This is a genomic window from Paraburkholderia sp. Cpub6, from assembly GCF_014201065.1.
In the GTDB taxonomy this organism is placed as follows: domain Bacteria; phylum Pseudomonadota; class Gammaproteobacteria; order Burkholderiales; family Burkholderiaceae; genus Paraburkholderia; species Paraburkholderia tuberum.
The window spans coordinates 62542-79300 of sequence record NZ_JACHDM010000029.1 but is presented as its reverse complement, the minus strand read 5'-3'; the positions used below and the strand labels follow the sequence as shown (position 1 = coordinate 79300).

The window sequence follows — 16759 nt, the reverse complement described above, 5'->3', positions numbered from 1 at the left end:
GGCTGCCATCGCCAGCGTCTGCTGCTTCATCCTGTTTCGCCTTCTTCGTTCAATCCGATTTCTATAACGCTTGAGGTACCGGATCGGTGGACTTAATCAGCGTTGCCTTAAGCAGGAGCGGTTTGATGACCTCTGCCAACGGCGGCGAAGGCACTTGCCTGCTATGAAGAAACCCGTTCCATGCGGGTTCCGAAGCTGGATGTTCAAACGCCAACATTGGAATAAGACGTTCCTCAGTCCAGGCGGGATCGACGAACATGAGCCAGTTCAGTTTTGCGCTTGCTATCGACACGGCATGATCTGAACCCTCACCTGATGCCGCAAAGAGGCGCTCGACACGAGACTTGACGTGATCTGGGATTAGTGAACAAGCTTCCTGTTTCTCTCCAGGGACTGCGTGGAAAAGGGCCTTCGCACACATGCCGATAGGGCCGTTGATCGCATGGCCGAATGTGCGCCGGGACTGTTGAATGACTTTTCCACCTTGACGGACTTCGCCCAGACCGCTCTTCGCTGCATCTGCTCCACCGCTCAGGATGCCATCGACGATGTGATCGTAGACTGCCCAACCGAGAACATCGTCAAACTCAAGGACCGCAACCAGGTTCTGTTCGAGCCATCGGCCCAGGGTATGGCGCAGTTCGGCGATAACCGAGTGTGGCAGTCGCGCTACCCGGTTCAGGAATACCCGTCTCAGCCTGGGCGTGATACCTGCGGGAAATTCATTGATCATGGACGACCAGAACACCTCTGGGTAGTCGCCAGCCTTTCCTGCAATCGTCAGCGCAGACAACGCTTTTCGCGGATTGGCTTTTACCAAACCAGTAAAGGGGCGCTTCTCAGTGAAGCTACCGAAGTCCCGCTTCAGGTCTTCCTTTGCTTTGGATACCACCTCGCCCACGGGAAGGTTCAAGATTGCATCGGGGTTTTCGTCCGTACCGACCGAGCCCACGTGAAAGCCCCTGTCGATCACAGTCGAGGTCGCCCAATCGTCGGTCCATCCAGGAATACCTCTGATCATCTCGGCAAGTTGTTCACTGCGATCAGCCGTCAGTTCACAACCCTGTAGTTCGAGATACCGGGCGTATCTGGCGGCGCACTCATCCCGTAGCCCTGGAAACTCCTCGTCAGACCAATAGGGAAGCTGATCGGGGCCGGTCAAGATGCGGTCAATGAGTTGGTTCCGGTTCTCCTGAGAAAATTTTCCCCATCGGTCCACCAGTAGGAAAAGAAGCTCTCGAACCACATCGATGTCCCAGAATGTCTCTTGGTCCAAGGACAAGACTTCTTCGGCAACATGATCGGCCTCAAAGGCATCCGCTTTGCTGAACGCGTACAGCTTGAGCTTTCGGAAGAAGAAACGGTCTGTCGCAGGCCAGGTCATTGCATGTGCATTCGCCAGCACTGGCCATCTGGCCGCCATTCGGTCAAACAGTTGGATGAACCAACTCACAACCTCGGCGGCTTCCGTGATGTGTTCTCTCCCATCGACCTCACGGTCCGGATAGCAGGTCGATGTCTGGAAGCAAACGGTCTCGATATCCCCCAGTAGCCCCGAGGCGACGGTTAGCTGTTCTTCTAATATGCTAAAGACCTGCGGCAACAGATCGTCTGGGACCTCTAGATCCTCGTTGTGCCGTTCAAGTAAAACGACTTCGAACTGACCTAGGTCGCCGAGATGAATTTCACCCCAAGGCGCCCACGGCGGTCTGGACTGACCCAAGCCAAACGGTGGCTTGATCTCCAATCGCGGTGTCGCGACTCTCCGAAATTCTCGTAGGACACTGGCCGTCCACCCCTCCGCATCGATCCGTTTCTTTAAGTCGAACCATTCATTGTTCCACTGACGATTGCGAGGGTCTCGATGGTATTCGAGGATGAGGTTCCAGATATGACGAGCACGCTCGTTGAGAGCCTTCGAATGCTCCACTTGCCACTCGAACTGTTGCAGCAGTCGCGGATGCAGTCCGTTCTGCCGAATGGCCCACCAAGCCAGCACAGGACTGTCGACGGACTTGCTCGCCCAAGCGACGAGGTGACCAAGCCTTATGGGCGTCGCCTCGAAACCTTCGACCTGTCGCCCGCCCAACCGATGAAACTCATGTGGATTGTCGTCTTCGCTGCGCCAGACTAAAAGATTATCGTTATTGACGTCCTGTCTGCGAGCATCCTCAGGGATATCTTCCAGATCGTCATCAAGCCCATAAGCGATCACAGGGTCGAAGGTCTCCGCGTCGCTGTCGTAGCCACTGCTCCGTTTGCCTGATCGGACATTCGCATCCATCACACATACCCATTCAGGGTGCGGTACCGGATCGATCTCCGAGAACGATCTTGCACCCTGTACTGTGCGAAGAACATGAGCAACTTGGTCGCGCTCATAAGAAGCCAGATTTTTCGGGTCCTGCTGGCTTTTAGCGATTATGGATGCACGCCACCTACGCGGATCGTCGGCCCGGTTAGCCCACGCTTCCATGCTCTTCCACAGGTCCGGATGATCGGAATAGGCTATGGATGTAACACCTCGATCACGCCACTTGGCTTCGATCTCTTCAGGAAGCCCACGGTCAAAGGCAAAGAGTCTAGACCGGTCATACTGGCCGTCATGGTTGAGACCCTGAAGAAGATATTTGACTGGAGGATCTTCCGCCTGATAGCCGACTAAAACGACGGTATATCGTTCGAGGAGGTGCCTGATAAAGTTGGTAGCCCATCCTTCAGATAGGTATGCGCGTCCGAAGTCCGCGCTGCTCAGCACGTAGGGGTGACTTTCAGAGGCTGTGTCCACCAGTCGCCCATGTAGATAGGTGATCCCCTCTATCTTCGATCCGAAGTTCAGGTCGGGAAAAGCAGGCGGCACATGCCGGACCAGATGCTCTCCCTCTTGCCCTATCTCGAACAATCGGTCGAAGTTCGTCGTGACAATCTGCGGCACGCCGCTCTGGCTCGAAGAAATGCGCTTAATCAGACCGTGCTCACGTCCAGGATCCTTGCTTTCTAGAGGAGCACTCAACCGCTCTGTGACTAGAGCGTTAACTTCATCCTTACCGTATTCAAGATGAAGCAGATTAAAGATTTGATCGAGTGGGACATTCGCCGCAGATTGACCGTCCAGCCATGGTCGGAACGCGGCCATGATCTCTGAGTCGGCTGGCGGGTCGAAGAATTCTATGACGTACTGAGTGAGGCCGACAAACGTCGGCATTCCGGACCGCAACGAAACTCCGGCACCACACAGAAACACGACGCGACCAGCATCACAGCGTTCTAGAAGGATATCCGGTAAGGAGGGACCATTGGGATCGAATCTCATGAGCTCAGTTTATTAATGTTGTTCATAGATTCTACGAGAGCACGTGCTTTGATGGTATCCGTCGCTCACGAGTTCTGGCTGACCGGCATTTGACCGTCCGCTGATTGGTATTCAATTTCGTGCCACACGTGTCCGCTTCGAGTCCGAACAGAGACTACCCCGGTAATCCTCGATGAACCAAAAAAAGCCCCGTCGCCGAGGTTTTCGTCTACTTCGTGCGATACCACCGCCATAGCTTCATGATCGCCACATACGCCATCGCCGCAGCGATCAGTTCAATCGTCACCCACACCACGAAATACAAATCTTCGGGATCGCGAACACCGAGCCAGCGCGAAGCAGCAAACCATGCGCGCGACTCGCTTTCTGTCCACTCGTAATGGTATGGACGGACATGGAGCAGGGACAGATAGCACAGGCCGATAAACAGGGCAATCTTAAACACCCTACGGGCAAGTGTTGCCATATGTGATGATCTCAATTGTTCCGTGGGCGAGAAGGCCCGAACAGCGCGCGGGAATTTTGACAGTGTGCAGCAGCGCGTTGCGGATTTTCATGAAGTCGCTATGGCTCGGCAGCGTGATGCAGCCAAGCGAAATCCCGCGTCCGCCTGCCGGATGCAAACGGAACTGCCCGCGTTTGACGCCATTGATCCACGTCACATCATCAATCGTCCCATCATCACGATATAGCGCGAACCATTCACCGTGATTCGATGGGTGACCCATTGCTGCATTCCACTCATCTTTTGCCCATGCAAACACCTGAGAACGGATGCCGCCCGTGGGGCGGTCAACGATCCAGTATTTACCGGCAGGAAGCGGCCCATCATTAGGCACCATCGTGCAGCCGCCCCGATTGCGGTATTGATTGTTGCCTGAATACGCGTTGAACGTGCCGATGCCAAAAATGGTGAGCGGTGATAGGGGTTCGTTATTCACGAGAAATTTGCCCGTGTAGGCCACGTATCACGCCTCCTGATTGCGCTGGCTGTAGGTCATCGCGTTCTGCATAGGTTCCTTCCGTTGGTGAACCTTGACCATAAGCGCGCGTGCCGCTGGCGCGCTACAGGCGATTCCGGATTTGCCGCCTCTTTCGCCCGGACAAAAAAAACGCGCCTCAAGGGCGCGCAATACCTTTGCATCACAGAAAAAGAGCCAATAGAGCCGCCACCTCAGCGGGAATGACATACCGGGTGGCGACTGTTCAATGCTAGGTGTATGTGCCGGGCGCAGGCTTCAGACGACTCCGAAAAGCCGGGGCGTGCACGATGGTCGTCACCTCTCCAAGGCAAAAAAAAGCCCCAGCAGGTCTGCAGGGGCTTTTATCGATAACCATCCGACGGCCAACTTCAACGGGTCAAATGACCTGCCTTCGCGGGTACCGATCCAATGCTTCGACTACTCCGATGACTCGCGGCGGCGGAACGCCTACGACACCCGGGTCGCCGGCGCCACACTACGCAGCGTCGTCGCCGTCGCCGGCAGATACTCCGGCACCCAGCGCCGCAGATCGCGCCGCACTTCATCGTCGGCCGGCACGCGATGCTGCATCAGCCACGGCAGCAGATTGTCGATCAGGCTGTCCGGCACCTCGCGCGCCTGTGCGATGCGCAGCTTCGGATGCGGCGTGCGCGTGGTGGTTTCGTCGTCCGCTAGCAGTTCCTCGTAAAGCTTCTCGCCCGGGCGCAGGCCCGTGAACACGACGCGAATCTGCTCTTCGGTGAAACCGTACAGGCGGATCAGATCGTGCGCGAGATCGGCGATTCGCACCGGCTTGCCCATGTCGAGAATGAAAATCTCGCCGCCGCGCCCCATGCTCGACGCCTGCAACACGAGTTGCGACGCCTCCGGAATCGTCATGAAGAAACGCGTGATTTCCGGATGCGTGACGGTCACCGGCCCGCCGCGCGCGATCTGCTCCTGGAACTTCGGAATCACGCTGCCCGCGCTACCGAGCACGTTGCCGAAGCGCACCGTCTCGAACTGCGTGCGCCGCGCGCCCTGCTGCTGCAGCGCCGAGCACGCCATCTCCGCGAGCCGCTTGCTCGCGCCCATCACGTTGGTCGGGTTGACCGCCTTGTCGGTCGAGATCAGCACGAAATGCGCGACGTCGTGGCGGATCGCCGCGCGCGCGACGCGGTACGTGCCAAGCACGTTGTTGCGCACCGCCTGCCACGTGTTGACCTCTTCCATCAACGGCACATGCTTGTAGGCCGCCGCATGAAACACGATGTGCGGACAGTAGCGCGCCATCACCTGATCGAGCAGCAGCGAGTCCTTCACGTCGCCGACGATCGGCACCACCGACACTTCCGGATATTTGTCGCGCAGTTCTTCGTTCAGCCGATAGATCGAGAACTCGGAGATGTCGAACGCGACCAGTTGCACCGGACCGAAGCGCAGGATCTGCCGGCATAGCTCCGAGCCGATCGAGCCGCCCGCGCCCGTCACCATCACGACGCGGTTTTTCAGCAGCGCGGCGACGTGCTCGGTGTCGATCGTCACCGGGTCACGGCCGAGCAGGTCTTCGAGATCGATCTGCCGCACGCGCGACAGGAACGCCTGACCTTGCGTGAGCGGCGTGAGCGCGGGCAGCGTCATCGCGCGTACGCCGGCGCGCACGCACAGCGTGGCGATGCGCCGATGCGCCTCCACCGACGCCGACGGCACCGCGATGATCACATGCTCGACCTTCAACTCCGTGCAGATTTTCTGCAGATCGCTGATCGCACCCACCACGCGATAGCCGTAGATTTCACGGCCCTGCTTGATCGGATCGTCGTCGAGCAGACCGACGAGGCGCCATTGGCCCGAGCGCTTCAGCTCGCGCACGAGGTTCGCGCCGGCATTGCCCGCGCCGAGCACGAGCACCGGCTTGCCCTGGCCGACCAGTCCGCCGTAGCGATAGAACTCCTTGGCCGCGCGATACAGCGCGCGTGAGCCGCCCATCGTCAGGAACAGCAGCATCGGCGACACGATCAGCACCGAGCGCGGCACGACCGGCGCCGGCTGCAACAGCGCCGAGCCGATCACGACGACGAGCGCGCCGACGCCGATCGCTTTCGCGATCCGCACGAGATCGGGCAGGCTCGCGAACACCCACATGCCGCGATAGAGGCCGTAGCCGCGGAACATCACCGCGTAGATCAGCAGCACCCACACGAGCGCATGCAGCCCGCTCGACCAGAACGGCGCGGGCACCGGTCCGTTGAACCGGATCACATAGGCCAGCAGCCAGGCCATTGCCACCGCGCACAGGTCGAACGCAAACGCACTGAACGAAAGCCATCTGGCTTTGAAGCTTTTCATTGCGCAGAACCTCAGATTGGCCCGGAACGGGACACATGGCGCCGCCAGCGGCGATCAATACACAGGCCCGCGACGACCAGCACGGCAGCCCATGCGACGACAACCAGCCATTGATACAGAAGAGCGAATTGTAGCGCCCAGACAGCAAGTATTATGCCCGCCGCCATGAACATATACCAAATCCACGCGGTCGATGCGTGCCCGAAACCCGACTGCACCAGTCTTTGATAGTAGTGTTCACGATGCGCCTGCCAAAATTTTTCACCGCGCAGCAGGCGCTTGAGCAGCGTGACCGACGCATCGCCGATGAACGGCGCGAAGCACAGCGCCGGAAACCACACCGGCCATACACCCTCGCGCCACCCCCAATAGCCGAGCGCGCCGGCCAGAAAGCCGAGCGGGATCGAGCCGGCGTCACCGAGAAAGATGCGCGCTGGGTGAAAGTTGAACAGCAGAAAGCCCGCGGCCGCGCCTGTGACGATCAGGCTCGCCGTCGCGAGCGCCGGGTCCGCGTGCGACGACAGCGAGGCGGCCACCGCATAGCCGCCGAAGCCGAACAGCGCCATGCCGCCCGCGAGGCCGTCCGAGCCGTCCATGAAGTTGTAGAGATTGACGAGCCACACGAGCAGAACCGCCATGCACGCGAGCGCCCACCACGGCACGTCGGCCGGATAGACGGCGATCAGTGCCGCCACCGCCGCCGCATGGCCGCCGAAGCGCACGCGTGCGGGCAGGCCACGTCGATCGTCGAGCTGCGATAGCGCCGCGAGCAGCGCCGCGGCAAGCGCGGGCAGCCACAGCGACGGCGCCGCCAGCGCGATCAGCAGCACCGCGACCGGCACGATGCCCCAGCCGCCGACGCGCGGCGTCGGGCGCGTGTGCAGCGAGCGGTCGTTGGGGATGTCGGTGGCGAGCCGCCACGCGAGGCCGGTGCGCAGCAGCGTCCACAGGATCGCCGCGCAGGCGGCGAGCGCGGCGACGCCCCACGGCAGTAGAGAGACGACGGAAGAGGCAGAGTGTGCAGCGAGCGGCATCGATAGCGTTAGCGGTTCAGGTCGGAGTCAAGGCGGGTTCAACCCGTGGTCAATGCGTCGAGCGATACCACGCCGCGGTTTCGAGCAGCCCATGCTCGACCGTGTGCGGCGCAGACCAGTTCAGACATTCGCGGATATGCGAACTGTCGACGCGCAGCTCGCCGATCAATCGATCGATCTGCGCCGAGCGGCCGGTCAGGCGACCCGCGAGACGCAGCAGGCTGGCCGGCACCGGCACGAGCCGCGCGGGCACGTGAAGCTGCGTGGCCAGCAGACGCGCGAGTTCCGGCACGCTGAGGTCGCGGCCGTCGGTCACATGGAAGGTTTCGCCGGCCGCGCGCGGATCGGTCGCGCAATGCACGAGCGCGTCCGCGAGGTTATCGACGAACACGAGGCTGCGCAGCGCGCTGAGCGCGCCGAGCGGCAACGGAATGCCTCTCGCGACCGCGTTCATCAGCTGCAGGAAGTTCGCGCGCACGCGCGGCCCGTAGACCAGCGGCGGCCGCACCACGACGACTTCGAGACCCGTCGAGCGGCCGTAGTCGAACAGCGCGCGCTCGGCTTCCAGTTTCGAGATGCCATACGCATCGGACGGCGCGGGCTGATCCGTTTCAGCGATCGGCCGGCCGCTGCTCGCCTCGCCCATCGCCTTGATGCTGCTGACGAACACGAAGCGCCTCGCGCCCGCGCGCCGCGCCGCGGCCGCGACGCGCAAGCTGCCCTCGACATTGGTCGCGCGATAGGCGGCGAGCGGCTCGGTCAGGGTCTCCCGCATCACGTGCACGCGCGACGCCAGATGGATCACCGCATCGCAAGTGAGCGCGACCGGCCAGCGCTGGTCGATGCCCGCAAAGTCTTCGGTATCGAGCAGCCATTCGCGCACGCCCTCGGCGGCCGTCTGCGGCCGGCGCACCACGCCAGTGACGCGATCGCCCCGCCGCAGCAACGCGCGGGACACCGCCTGGCCGACGAAACCGTTAGCGCCGGTGACGAGGATCTGCAGACTCATCGCAATGCTCCGTCATGCACTTCGCGGCGCACGATTACGCCCACGTCATGCCGCGCGACCCACGCAAACAGACGATCGCCGTCAGGACTCGACGCGGCCGCAAACGGCGGGAAAGGCGGATCAGACACGATACAATCTGGCATCGGCGGTGCTTTCTCAGGAAGTCTGGCTGGGAACGTATTGTATTCGGGCCGTGATAATAAAACGGACCTGCGCCTGCTGGCGCGTCGTTCGTACACTTCGTAACAACTCAAACATATTCGCGCATGTGGAATTCGTGGTATCGATCCGACGTGCTCGACAACAGCACACGCCGGCCTGCTCGCTGGCCGTGCGATCAGGCCCCGGCCCGCGCACCGGCAAGTCCGCGCCTGACGGCCGCGCAAGCGCGCGGCGAGCATCCACATGAATGCCCCGAAACCTGCCGGTCTCGCCGCCCTGTTCGCGCGTTACGCGCAGCGGCGTGCCGCGACGTGCTGGTCTGAAGAAAAGAACTGTTTGAGCGACTAGAGTCCCACCTATGAAAGTGCTGTTTGCCACCTACCCGATGGCTTTCCATACCCCCGGCGGCGGAGAAATCCAATTGCTTGCGTATCACAAGCATCTGCCCGCGCATGGCGTCGACGTTACGCTGTTCGATCCGTGGCAGCCGCGTTTTCTAGAACACGACGTGGTGCATTTCTTCTCGTGCGTCGGTGGCTCGGTGCACTTCTGCAACTTCGTCAAGCAACTCGGCTTGCCGCTCGTCGTGTCGTCGAGTCTGTGGGTGACCGAGGAAACCAGGCATCTCTATCCGATCGGCGAGATCCAGCATCAGTTTTCTCTCGCGGACCGCGTGGTCGCGAACTCCGAGATCGAATGCGACACGCTCGCTCGCATCTTCGATCTGCCGCGCGAGAAGTTCGCGAGCGTGTTGAACGGCGTCGAACAGAGCTTTTACGAGCCGGTCGCGGCGGAGCCGTTCCGCCGTGAATCCGGCATCGAGGGCCGCTTCATCCTGAACGTCGGCAACATCGAGCCGCGCAAGAACCAGCTCGCGCTGATCCGGGCGATGAAGTCGTTCCCCGACCTGAAGCTCGTGCTGATCGGCCATCAGCGCGATCCCGAGTATGCGAAGGCATGCTTCGACGAGGGTGGCGCGCAGGTCGTCTACGCCGGCACGCTGCCCCACGATTCGCCGCTGCTGCGCTCCGCCTACGCGGCCTGCGAAGCGTTCGTGCTGCCGAGCACGCTCGAAACGCCGGGGCTCGCCGCGCTCGAAGCGCATGCCGCGGGCGCGCGTATCGCAGTAACGAAAGTTGGCTCTACCGAAGAATATTTCGCGCAGCACGTCGCCTACCTGGATCCGTTCGACGTCGACAGCATCACCGGATCGATTCGTGCGGCGCTCGCGCAACCGCACGGCGCTGCCGCTGCTCCGACGCGCGATCTGACCTGGCAGGCCGTCCTGTCGCCCTTGAAAGACCTCTACGATTCCCTGCTGACGAAATGACAAAACCCGTGACGAACCTCGTGAAGAACCTCATGAAGAACTTCGAACTTCGTCCCTTGAATAACGTCGAGGCGTCCTCGAATTCCGGGTTCGCCTGGAACGCGACGAACGGCGATCCGCAGTTCGAGCTGACGGGATGGGAAGAGCTGTCGGGTCGCGCCGCGCGTATTTCGTTCGAGCTCGCGAAAGAAGACATGCCGGCCTCGCCATGCATGATCTATTTCGACGCGGGCGCGGGCATGTCGGAGCACGCGACGATCGGCCTCGTGGTCGACGCTGACGGCAAGGTGGATCAGGTCGTCGCGTTTCCGCCGCTCGTCGGTCCGTTGCGCCTCGATCCGATCGCGCGCTCGGGACTGTTTTCGATCACCGGCTTCAACGTCGAACTGGTGGCCGACGCCGACTGCCCGACGGAACTGCTCGAACGCGCGCGCCGGATGGCGTCATGGAGCGGCGGCGCTCAGCCCGCGCCGGCGCCAACCGTGGGTCACACGTATCAGGAATGGATCGAGCGGCACGAGCCGCCCGCGTCGCATTACCCGGAACTGCGCGCGCGCTCGAAGGCGTGGGCGCTGCAACCGCTGATCAGCATCGTGATGCCGACCTACAACACGCCGGCCAGGTGGCTACGCATGGCGATCGATTCGGTCGTCGACCAGGTCTACGAGAATTGGGAATTCTGCATCGCCGACGACTGCTCGACGAACCCCGAGGTCAAGCAGGTGCTCGACAGCTACGCCGCCAAAGATCCGCGCATCAAGGTCGCGTACCGCACGACGAACGGCCACATCAGCAGCTCCAGCAACACGGCGCTCGAGCTTGCCGTCGGCGAATTCGTCGGCCTGCTCGACCACGACGACGAATTGCATCCGCTCGCGCTCTACTGCGTCGCCGAACTGATCAACGCGCATCCGGACGCGACGGTGATCTACAGCGACGAAGACAAGATCTCGATCGACGGGGTCCGCTCGGACCCGTACTTCAAATGCGACTTCAACTACGATCTGTTCCTGAGCCAGAACATGATCTCGCATTTCGGCGTCTACAAGACTTCGGTCATGAAGGAGGTCGGGGGCTTCAGAACCGGCTTCGAAGGCTCGCAGGACTACGACCTCGCGCTGCGCGTGATCGATCGCGCGGGTCATCACACGGTGTATCACGTGCCGCGCGCGCTGTACCACTGGCGCATGATCCCCGAGAGCACGGCGGCCGGCCATGAAGCCAAGCCGTACGCGCATATCGCGGCGATGCGCGCGCTCGACGAACACCTCGCGCGCAACGGCATCAGCGCCCACACCGAGCACGCGCCGGGCACGGACGCCTTCAACAAGGTCGTGTACGACTTGCCCGAGGTGCTGCCGTCGGTGGAGATCATCATTCCGACGCGCGATTCCGCCGGACTCGTCGAGCAATGCGTGGAATCGGTGCGGCAGAAATCGAGCTACCCGAACTTCCGCATCACGATCATCGACAACGGCTCGCTCAAGCTTGAAACGCACGACCTGTTCGCGCGCCTGCAAGAGGACGAGCGCATCAAGGTCGTGCGCGACGATTCGCCGTTCAACTACTCGGCGCTGAACAACCGCGTCGCGCTCGCGAGCACGGCGGACTTCGTCTGTCTGATGAACAACGACATCGAAGTGATCAACGCCGACTGGCTCGAGGAAATGGTGTCGGTCGCGCTGCAGGCGAATGTCGGCGCGGTCGGCGCAAAACTGCTGTATCCGGACGACACGATCCAGCATGGCGGCGTGGTGCTCGGCGTCGGCGGTATCGCGAGCCATGCGCACAAGCATTTCCCCAATTCGCACCCCGGCTACTTCGCGCGCGCGCGCCTGCGCAACGTGATGTGCGCGGTGACCGCCGCGTGCCTGCTGATTCGCCAGTCGATCTACGAGGAAGTCGGCGGCCTCGACGAACAGTTACACGTCGCTTACAACGACATCGATTTTTGCCTGCGTGTGCGGCAAGCGGGCTACCGCAATGTGTGGACGCCCTACGCGGAGCTTTATCATCACGAATCGGCAACCCGCGGCGCCGAAGACACACCGGAAAAAATCAGCCGCTTCAACCAGGAATCTGAGTTGGTCAGACAGCGCTGGGAGCATCTGTTGATGAACGATCCCTGCTATTCACCCAATCTGACACTGACTGCCGACGATTTTTCCTTTGCTTGGCCTTCAAGGATTGCAAATCTTGATTAATCTGGGACCCCAAAAAAACAAGACCGGATGGCTGGCGGAGTACCGCCATCCATCGCCGGGGGAACTGTTCTGCCTGCCGAGCGCGATCTACTTTCTGATGAAGTTCAGAGCCGATCTCGCGCGCTTCAATTCCAAAGTGCTGGATGACCGCGTCACTCTGTATTTCTGGTGGGAAATGTCGGCGCGCGAAACGTATCCGGACTTCAACTGGGTGCTGCGACAGGAAGACCTCGAATATTTGCGTCAGCTCGACAACGACACGCTGATCGAGCGGCATCCGGACGCCGTCACGTACTGGCTCGGCTCGACCAAACCGAGCGTGCTCGATGCGAAGCATCTGAGCGAGACGCTGCACGAGCCCGTCACCGTGCTCGAAGAAGCCGGCCTGCAATTGCCGAAGCTGATGACGACGGTCGTGCGCAATCGCGGCGATCTGTCCCAGGCATTCAACCTGAACACGCTGACCGGCTATCTGAACTGCCTCGACTGGTGGGAGCAGTACGGTCAGCTCACCTGCCCGCGCGTGACGTGGCGTCCGCCGATCGCGTGGCCCGGGCTGCTGGAACCGATCGACGCGCGCGACTCCAGCGCGATGCCGTTTCCGCGCTTCCTCGCGCTGATCACGACCGAGCGGCCCGATCTGCGCAGCGCGTTCAATCTGAACAGCTTCACCTCGCGGCTCAACGCGCTCAGCTGGTGGGAAGACCACGGCCAGCGCGAGTATCCGCGCATCAAGTGGTCGCAGCCGCCGATCGGCGGCTTCATGCTCGAGCCCGAAGCGCTTCCCGCGGACGGTGGCCCTTACGTGCCGCGCTTCCTGTGCGAGATCTACAAGGACCGGCCGGACCTGCAGGCGACCTTCACGCTGCAGTCATTCCGCGGGCGGCTCAGCTGTCTGTCGTGGTGGATCGAACACGGCCAGCATCAGTACCACGCGATCAAATGGGTGCCGCCCACGCCCTCCGCCGTGATGTTCGAGCCCGAATTTGGCTCGCACGCCGACTGGCTACCGGTGCCGCGCTTCCTGCGGCTGCTGCACGGTGAGCGCCGGGACCTGCAGGAGCTCTGCTCGCTCGACAGCTTCACCGGGCGCCTGAAGTGCCTGTCGTGGTGGATCGAGCACGGGCAGCACCAGTATCCGGCGATTCACTGGGGCATCCCGCCGTTGCCCGACACCCTGTTCAGGATGGAAGCCGGCGAGCAAGGCGCGCTGCCGCTGCTGCCGCGCTTTCTGCCGCTGATCTGGAACGAACGGCCCGACCTGCAGGCGTCGTTCAACCTGAGCAGCTTCCGCGAGCGGCTCGCGTTCATTTCGTGGTGGGAAAAGCACGGGCACAGCGAGTACTACGCGATCGAATGGTCGCCGACGCATCTCGCCGAAGAACGCGAGGGCGAATGGGTGCCGCCCGCCACACCCGCATTGATGTTCGAGCCCGAATGGGGCACGCACGCCGACTGGCTGCCGGTGCCGCGCTTCCTGCGGCTGTTGCATGACGAGCGCCAGGATCTGCAGGAGCTCTGCTCGCTCGACACCTTCACCGGGCGTCTGAAGTGCCTGTCGTGGTGGATCGAACACGGGCAGCACCAGTATCCGGCGCTTCACTGGGCCATCCCGCCGTTGCCCGACAGCCTGTTCGGCGCGCAAGCCGGCGAGCAAGGCGCGCTGCCGCTGCTGCCGCGCTTTCTGCTGCTGATCTGGAACGAGCGGCCCGACCTGCAGGCATCGTTCAACCTGAACAGCTTCAGCGAACGGCTCGGCTTCATCTCCTGGTGGGACAAGCACGGGCACGACGAGTACTACGCGATCAAATGGACGCCGACTCATCTGGCCGAAGAGCTCGCGAGAATCGACGACGAGCAGCCGGCGGACGACACCTTGCTGCCGCGCTTCCTGACGATGATCGCGAATGACCGCCCGGATCTGCGCGAAGTGTACGACCTGAACACCGCGGATGGCCGCGACCAGCTCGTGCGCTGGTGGAACGAATGGGCGTCGACCGAATATCCGCTGGTCGGCTCGCTGAAGGTGCGCTGGACCGACTGCGCCGACGACGAAGCCGATGACGACGCGCACGAGCCCGCGCGCTATCACGCGCGCGTCGAAGGCATCGGCTACGACTTCGGCGTCAACATCATCGGCTTCCCGCAAGGCGTGCTCGGCCTCGGCGAAGACGCGCGCATGGCCGCCCGCGTACTGCAACTGTCGTCGACGCCGGTCACGCTGCTCAATGCGCCGATGGCGGGACCCGCGCGCCTCGAACACTCGGTCGATCATCTGATCAGCGACGAGCTCAAGTACAACATCAGCCTGATCTGCCTGCCGGCGCCCGAAATGGTGCGGCTCGCGCTGGAAGGCGGCCGCAGCCTGATCGACGCGCCCACGCACAAGATCGGCGCATGGCCATGGGAACTGCCCCACTGGCCGAACGCGTTCGGCAACGTGCATCAGATGGTCGACGAAATCTGGGCGCAGAGCCGCTTCGTGCAGAGCGTCTACAGCCGGCTCGGCAACACGCCGGTCTACCAGATGCCGATGGCGGTCGAGGTCCCCGCGCCGCTCGAGCCGAAGCGCGAGCGCTTTGGCCTGCCGGCCAACGAGTTCCTGTTCTACCTGATGTTCGACGGCAACTCGTGGCTGAGCCGCAAGAATCCGCTCGCCGGCGTGCAGGCGTTCAAGCAGGCGTTCGGCGACAGCTCCCCGGGCGTCGGGCTCGTCATCAAGGCGATGAACGTGCGCGACGACGACCCGGTGTGGCGCGCCGTGCTCGACCTTGTCGCGGGCGATAGCCGCATTCACATCGTGTCCGAGCGCCTGAGCCGCCAGGACTCGACCGACTTCATGGCCTGCTGCGACGCCTACATTTCGCTGCACCGTAGCGAAGGCTTCGGCCGCGTGATCGCGGAGGCGATGGCGTTGGGGCAGCCGGTCGTGGTCACGAACTTCTCGGGCAACGTCGACTTTTGCGAACCCGACACCGCGTTCCTCGTGGATGGCGAACTCGTGCCGCTGCGCCCCGGCGACTACCTGTTCGCCGAAGGTCAGTACTGGTGCGATCCGGAGGTATCGATCGCGGCGGAACAGCTCAAACGCATGATCGACGATGCGCCACTCCGTGAGCGCATCGCACTGGCGGGGAAGGCGCGCATCGAGCGCGACTACTCAGTTGAGGCAGTCGCACGCGCGTATGCGCGACGGTTGAACGACATTGCGGAGGCGAAGACGATATGACGCTGCGGGTATGTGCTCCGGACATTTTCTCGGGCGATGCGGTGGGTAACCACTGCATCGGTTTCGTACGCATGGCTGAACGTCTCGGCATGAGGGCCGAGCTGTATGCAAGCGGTTTCGAGGAGGGAACGAATGGAGTGCGCCCGCTTGACGCATTATTCGAAGAGGTCACTCGCGACGATGTGGTTCTGCTGAGTTACTCGATCCACGATCCGTACCTCGAGCGAATACTCGCGCTCGATTGCAGGAAGATCTGCTACATCCACGGCGTGACGGACCCGCAGTTGCTGCGCGCGCTCGAACCGCGCACCGCACAGTTGTGCGAGAAGGCACTCGCGCAACTGCCGCTGCTCGCGCACTTCGACACCGTCGTCGCGAATTCGCGCAGCACGGCGGCGAGCCTCGCCGGCATCGTCGCGGCGGACGCCATCAAGGTCGTGCCGCCGATCTTTCCCGACATGTACGTGTTCCGGCGCGAAGGACCGCGCAAGGGCCGCAAGCGCCCTGAGCCGAACCTGCTGATGGTGGGCCGGGTGGTGCCGCATAAACGCATCGAGGACGGCATCGAGATTCTCTCGCTGCTGAAGCAGCGTGATTTCGGCGCGACGCTGAGCATCGTCGGCAGCACGCCGAACTACGATTACCTGAAATTTCTGATCAATCACGCGCGGCGTCTCGGCGTGCTCGAGCAGGTCGACTTCAAGGGCATGCTCGACGACGCCGATCTGTTCGAGTGCTACGAATCCACCCACGCGTTGCTCGCGATGAGCCGCCACGAGGGCTTCTGCGTGCCGGTGCTCGAAGCGATGCATTACGGCAAGCCCGTATTCGTGCGTGGCGGCACGGCCGCTCAGGAGATTTGCCCGCCCGACTGCGTGTTCGACGCCCATGCCGAGCTCGCCGCCTGGATACCCGTGATCACGCAGCGCCTCGGCCAGACCCACGGCCGCTGTCCGATCGACACGGCCTTCGTCAAACACGCCGACGGTGTGCTGCAACGTGCCAGCGACGAGGTATGGCGCAACATCTTCATCGGCGCCGGGGTCGGCATGGCGGCCGCGTCAACGCATGCGCGCGCGGGTACGGCGGCCGTTTCGCTGAAAAGAGATAGATAGTCTGCGCCGCCGCTCACCAACGCATCCCGGCGCCCATCGGCGCGATCCAACC

10 protein-coding genes are annotated in these 16759 nt (G+C 62.2%); 4 read left to right on the top strand and 6 right to left on the bottom strand.

The window, feature by feature from the left end; all coding sequences use genetic code 11:
- Nucleotides 1-61: 61 nt before the first annotated feature.
- From HDG33_RS31450 to HDG33_RS31425, 6 genes are all read right to left on the bottom strand, one after another.
- On the bottom strand, nucleotides 62-3313 hold the full coding sequence (locus tag HDG33_RS31450; protein WP_221311602.1) for an SIR2 family protein: 3252 nt from the start codon (nucleotides 3311-3313) through the stop codon (nucleotides 62-64).
- A gap of 208 nt (nucleotides 3314-3521) precedes the next feature.
- A complete protein-coding gene (locus tag HDG33_RS31445) occupies nucleotides 3522-3779 on the bottom strand; it encodes a hypothetical protein (RefSeq protein WP_184038574.1) in 258 nt (85 codons plus the stop codon).
- Entirely contained in the window at nucleotides 3760-4278 is a 519-nt protein-coding gene (locus tag HDG33_RS31440; RefSeq protein ID WP_184038571.1) for a DUF2778 domain-containing protein, read from the bottom strand. The genes HDG33_RS31445 and HDG33_RS31440 overlap by 20 nt, the downstream gene beginning before the upstream one ends.
- Before the next feature lie 465 nt (nucleotides 4279-4743).
- Entirely contained in the window at nucleotides 4744-6624 is a 1881-nt protein-coding gene (locus HDG33_RS31435; RefSeq protein ID WP_090803332.1) for a nucleoside-diphosphate sugar epimerase/dehydratase, read from the bottom strand.
- An 11-nt stretch (nucleotides 6625-6635) separates the two neighbouring features.
- Nucleotides 6636-7658, bottom strand: a complete 1023-nt coding sequence (locus HDG33_RS31430) for a glycosyltransferase family 4 protein (RefSeq protein WP_184038567.1) — start codon at nucleotides 7656-7658, stop codon at nucleotides 6636-6638.
- A 49-nt stretch (nucleotides 7659-7707) separates the two neighbouring features.
- The gene (locus HDG33_RS31425) at nucleotides 7708-8667 is read right to left on the bottom strand and encodes an NAD-dependent epimerase/dehydratase family protein (RefSeq protein ID WP_184038564.1); all 960 of its coding nucleotides are present in this window, start codon (nucleotides 8665-8667) and stop codon (nucleotides 7708-7710) included.
- A 520-nt stretch (nucleotides 8668-9187) separates the two neighbouring features.
- On the opposite strand from HDG33_RS31425, the gene HDG33_RS31420 reads away from it, so the two are divergent.
- Genes HDG33_RS31420 through HDG33_RS31405 form a run of 4 tightly spaced genes read left to right on the top strand, consistent with a single transcriptional unit; the run spans nucleotide 9188 to nucleotide 16707 of the window.
- Nucleotides 9188-10159 carry a glycosyltransferase gene (locus HDG33_RS31420; RefSeq protein ID WP_184038561.1) on the top strand — a complete coding sequence of 324 codons (972 nt, stop codon included), beginning with the start codon at nucleotides 9188-9190 and terminating at the stop codon, nucleotides 10157-10159.
- Entirely contained in the window at nucleotides 10156-12363 is a 2208-nt protein-coding gene (locus HDG33_RS31415; protein ID WP_184038558.1) for a glycosyltransferase, read from the top strand. Before HDG33_RS31420 ends, HDG33_RS31415 begins: the two co-directional genes overlap by 4 nt.
- Nucleotides 12356-15592 (top strand): glycosyltransferase family 4 protein, encoded by a 3237-nt coding sequence (locus HDG33_RS31410; RefSeq protein WP_184038555.1) that lies wholly within the window; start codon nucleotides 12356-12358, stop codon nucleotides 15590-15592. Before HDG33_RS31415 ends, HDG33_RS31410 begins: the two co-directional genes overlap by 8 nt.
- A complete protein-coding gene (locus HDG33_RS31405; protein WP_184038552.1) occupies nucleotides 15589-16707 on the top strand; it encodes a glycosyltransferase in 1119 nt (372 codons plus the stop codon). The genes HDG33_RS31410 and HDG33_RS31405 overlap by 4 nt, the downstream gene beginning before the upstream one ends.
- Nucleotides 16708-16759: the final 52 nt, after the last annotated feature.

What these genes read in the sequence shown, in the direction of transcription:
- HDG33_RS31450 (WP_221311602.1), bottom strand. Translation starts at nt 3,313, where the DNA reads ATGAGATTCGATCCCAATGGTCCCTCCTTACCGGATATCCTTCTAGAA.
- HDG33_RS31445 (WP_184038574.1), bottom strand. Translation starts at nt 3,779, where the DNA reads ATGGCAACACTTGCCCGTAGGGTGTTTAAGATTGCCCTGTTTATCGGC.
- HDG33_RS31435 (WP_090803332.1), bottom strand. Translation starts at nt 6,624, where the DNA reads ATGAAAAGCTTCAAAGCCAGATGGCTTTCGTTCAGTGCGTTTGCGTTC.
- HDG33_RS31430 (WP_184038567.1), bottom strand. Translation starts at nt 7,658, where the DNA reads ATGCCGCTCGCTGCACACTCTGCCTCTTCCGTCGTCTCTCTACTGCCG.
- HDG33_RS31425 (WP_184038564.1), bottom strand. Translation starts at nt 8,667, where the DNA reads ATGAGTCTGCAGATCCTCGTCACCGGCGCTAACGGTTTCGTCGGCCAG.
- HDG33_RS31420 (WP_184038561.1), top strand. Translation starts at nt 9,188, where the DNA reads ATGAAAGTGCTGTTTGCCACCTACCCGATGGCTTTCCATACCCCCGGC.
- HDG33_RS31415 (WP_184038558.1), top strand. Translation starts at nt 10,156, where the DNA reads ATGACAAAACCCGTGACGAACCTCGTGAAGAACCTCATGAAGAACTTC.
- HDG33_RS31405 (WP_184038552.1), top strand. Translation starts at nt 15,589, where the DNA reads ATGACGCTGCGGGTATGTGCTCCGGACATTTTCTCGGGCGATGCGGTG.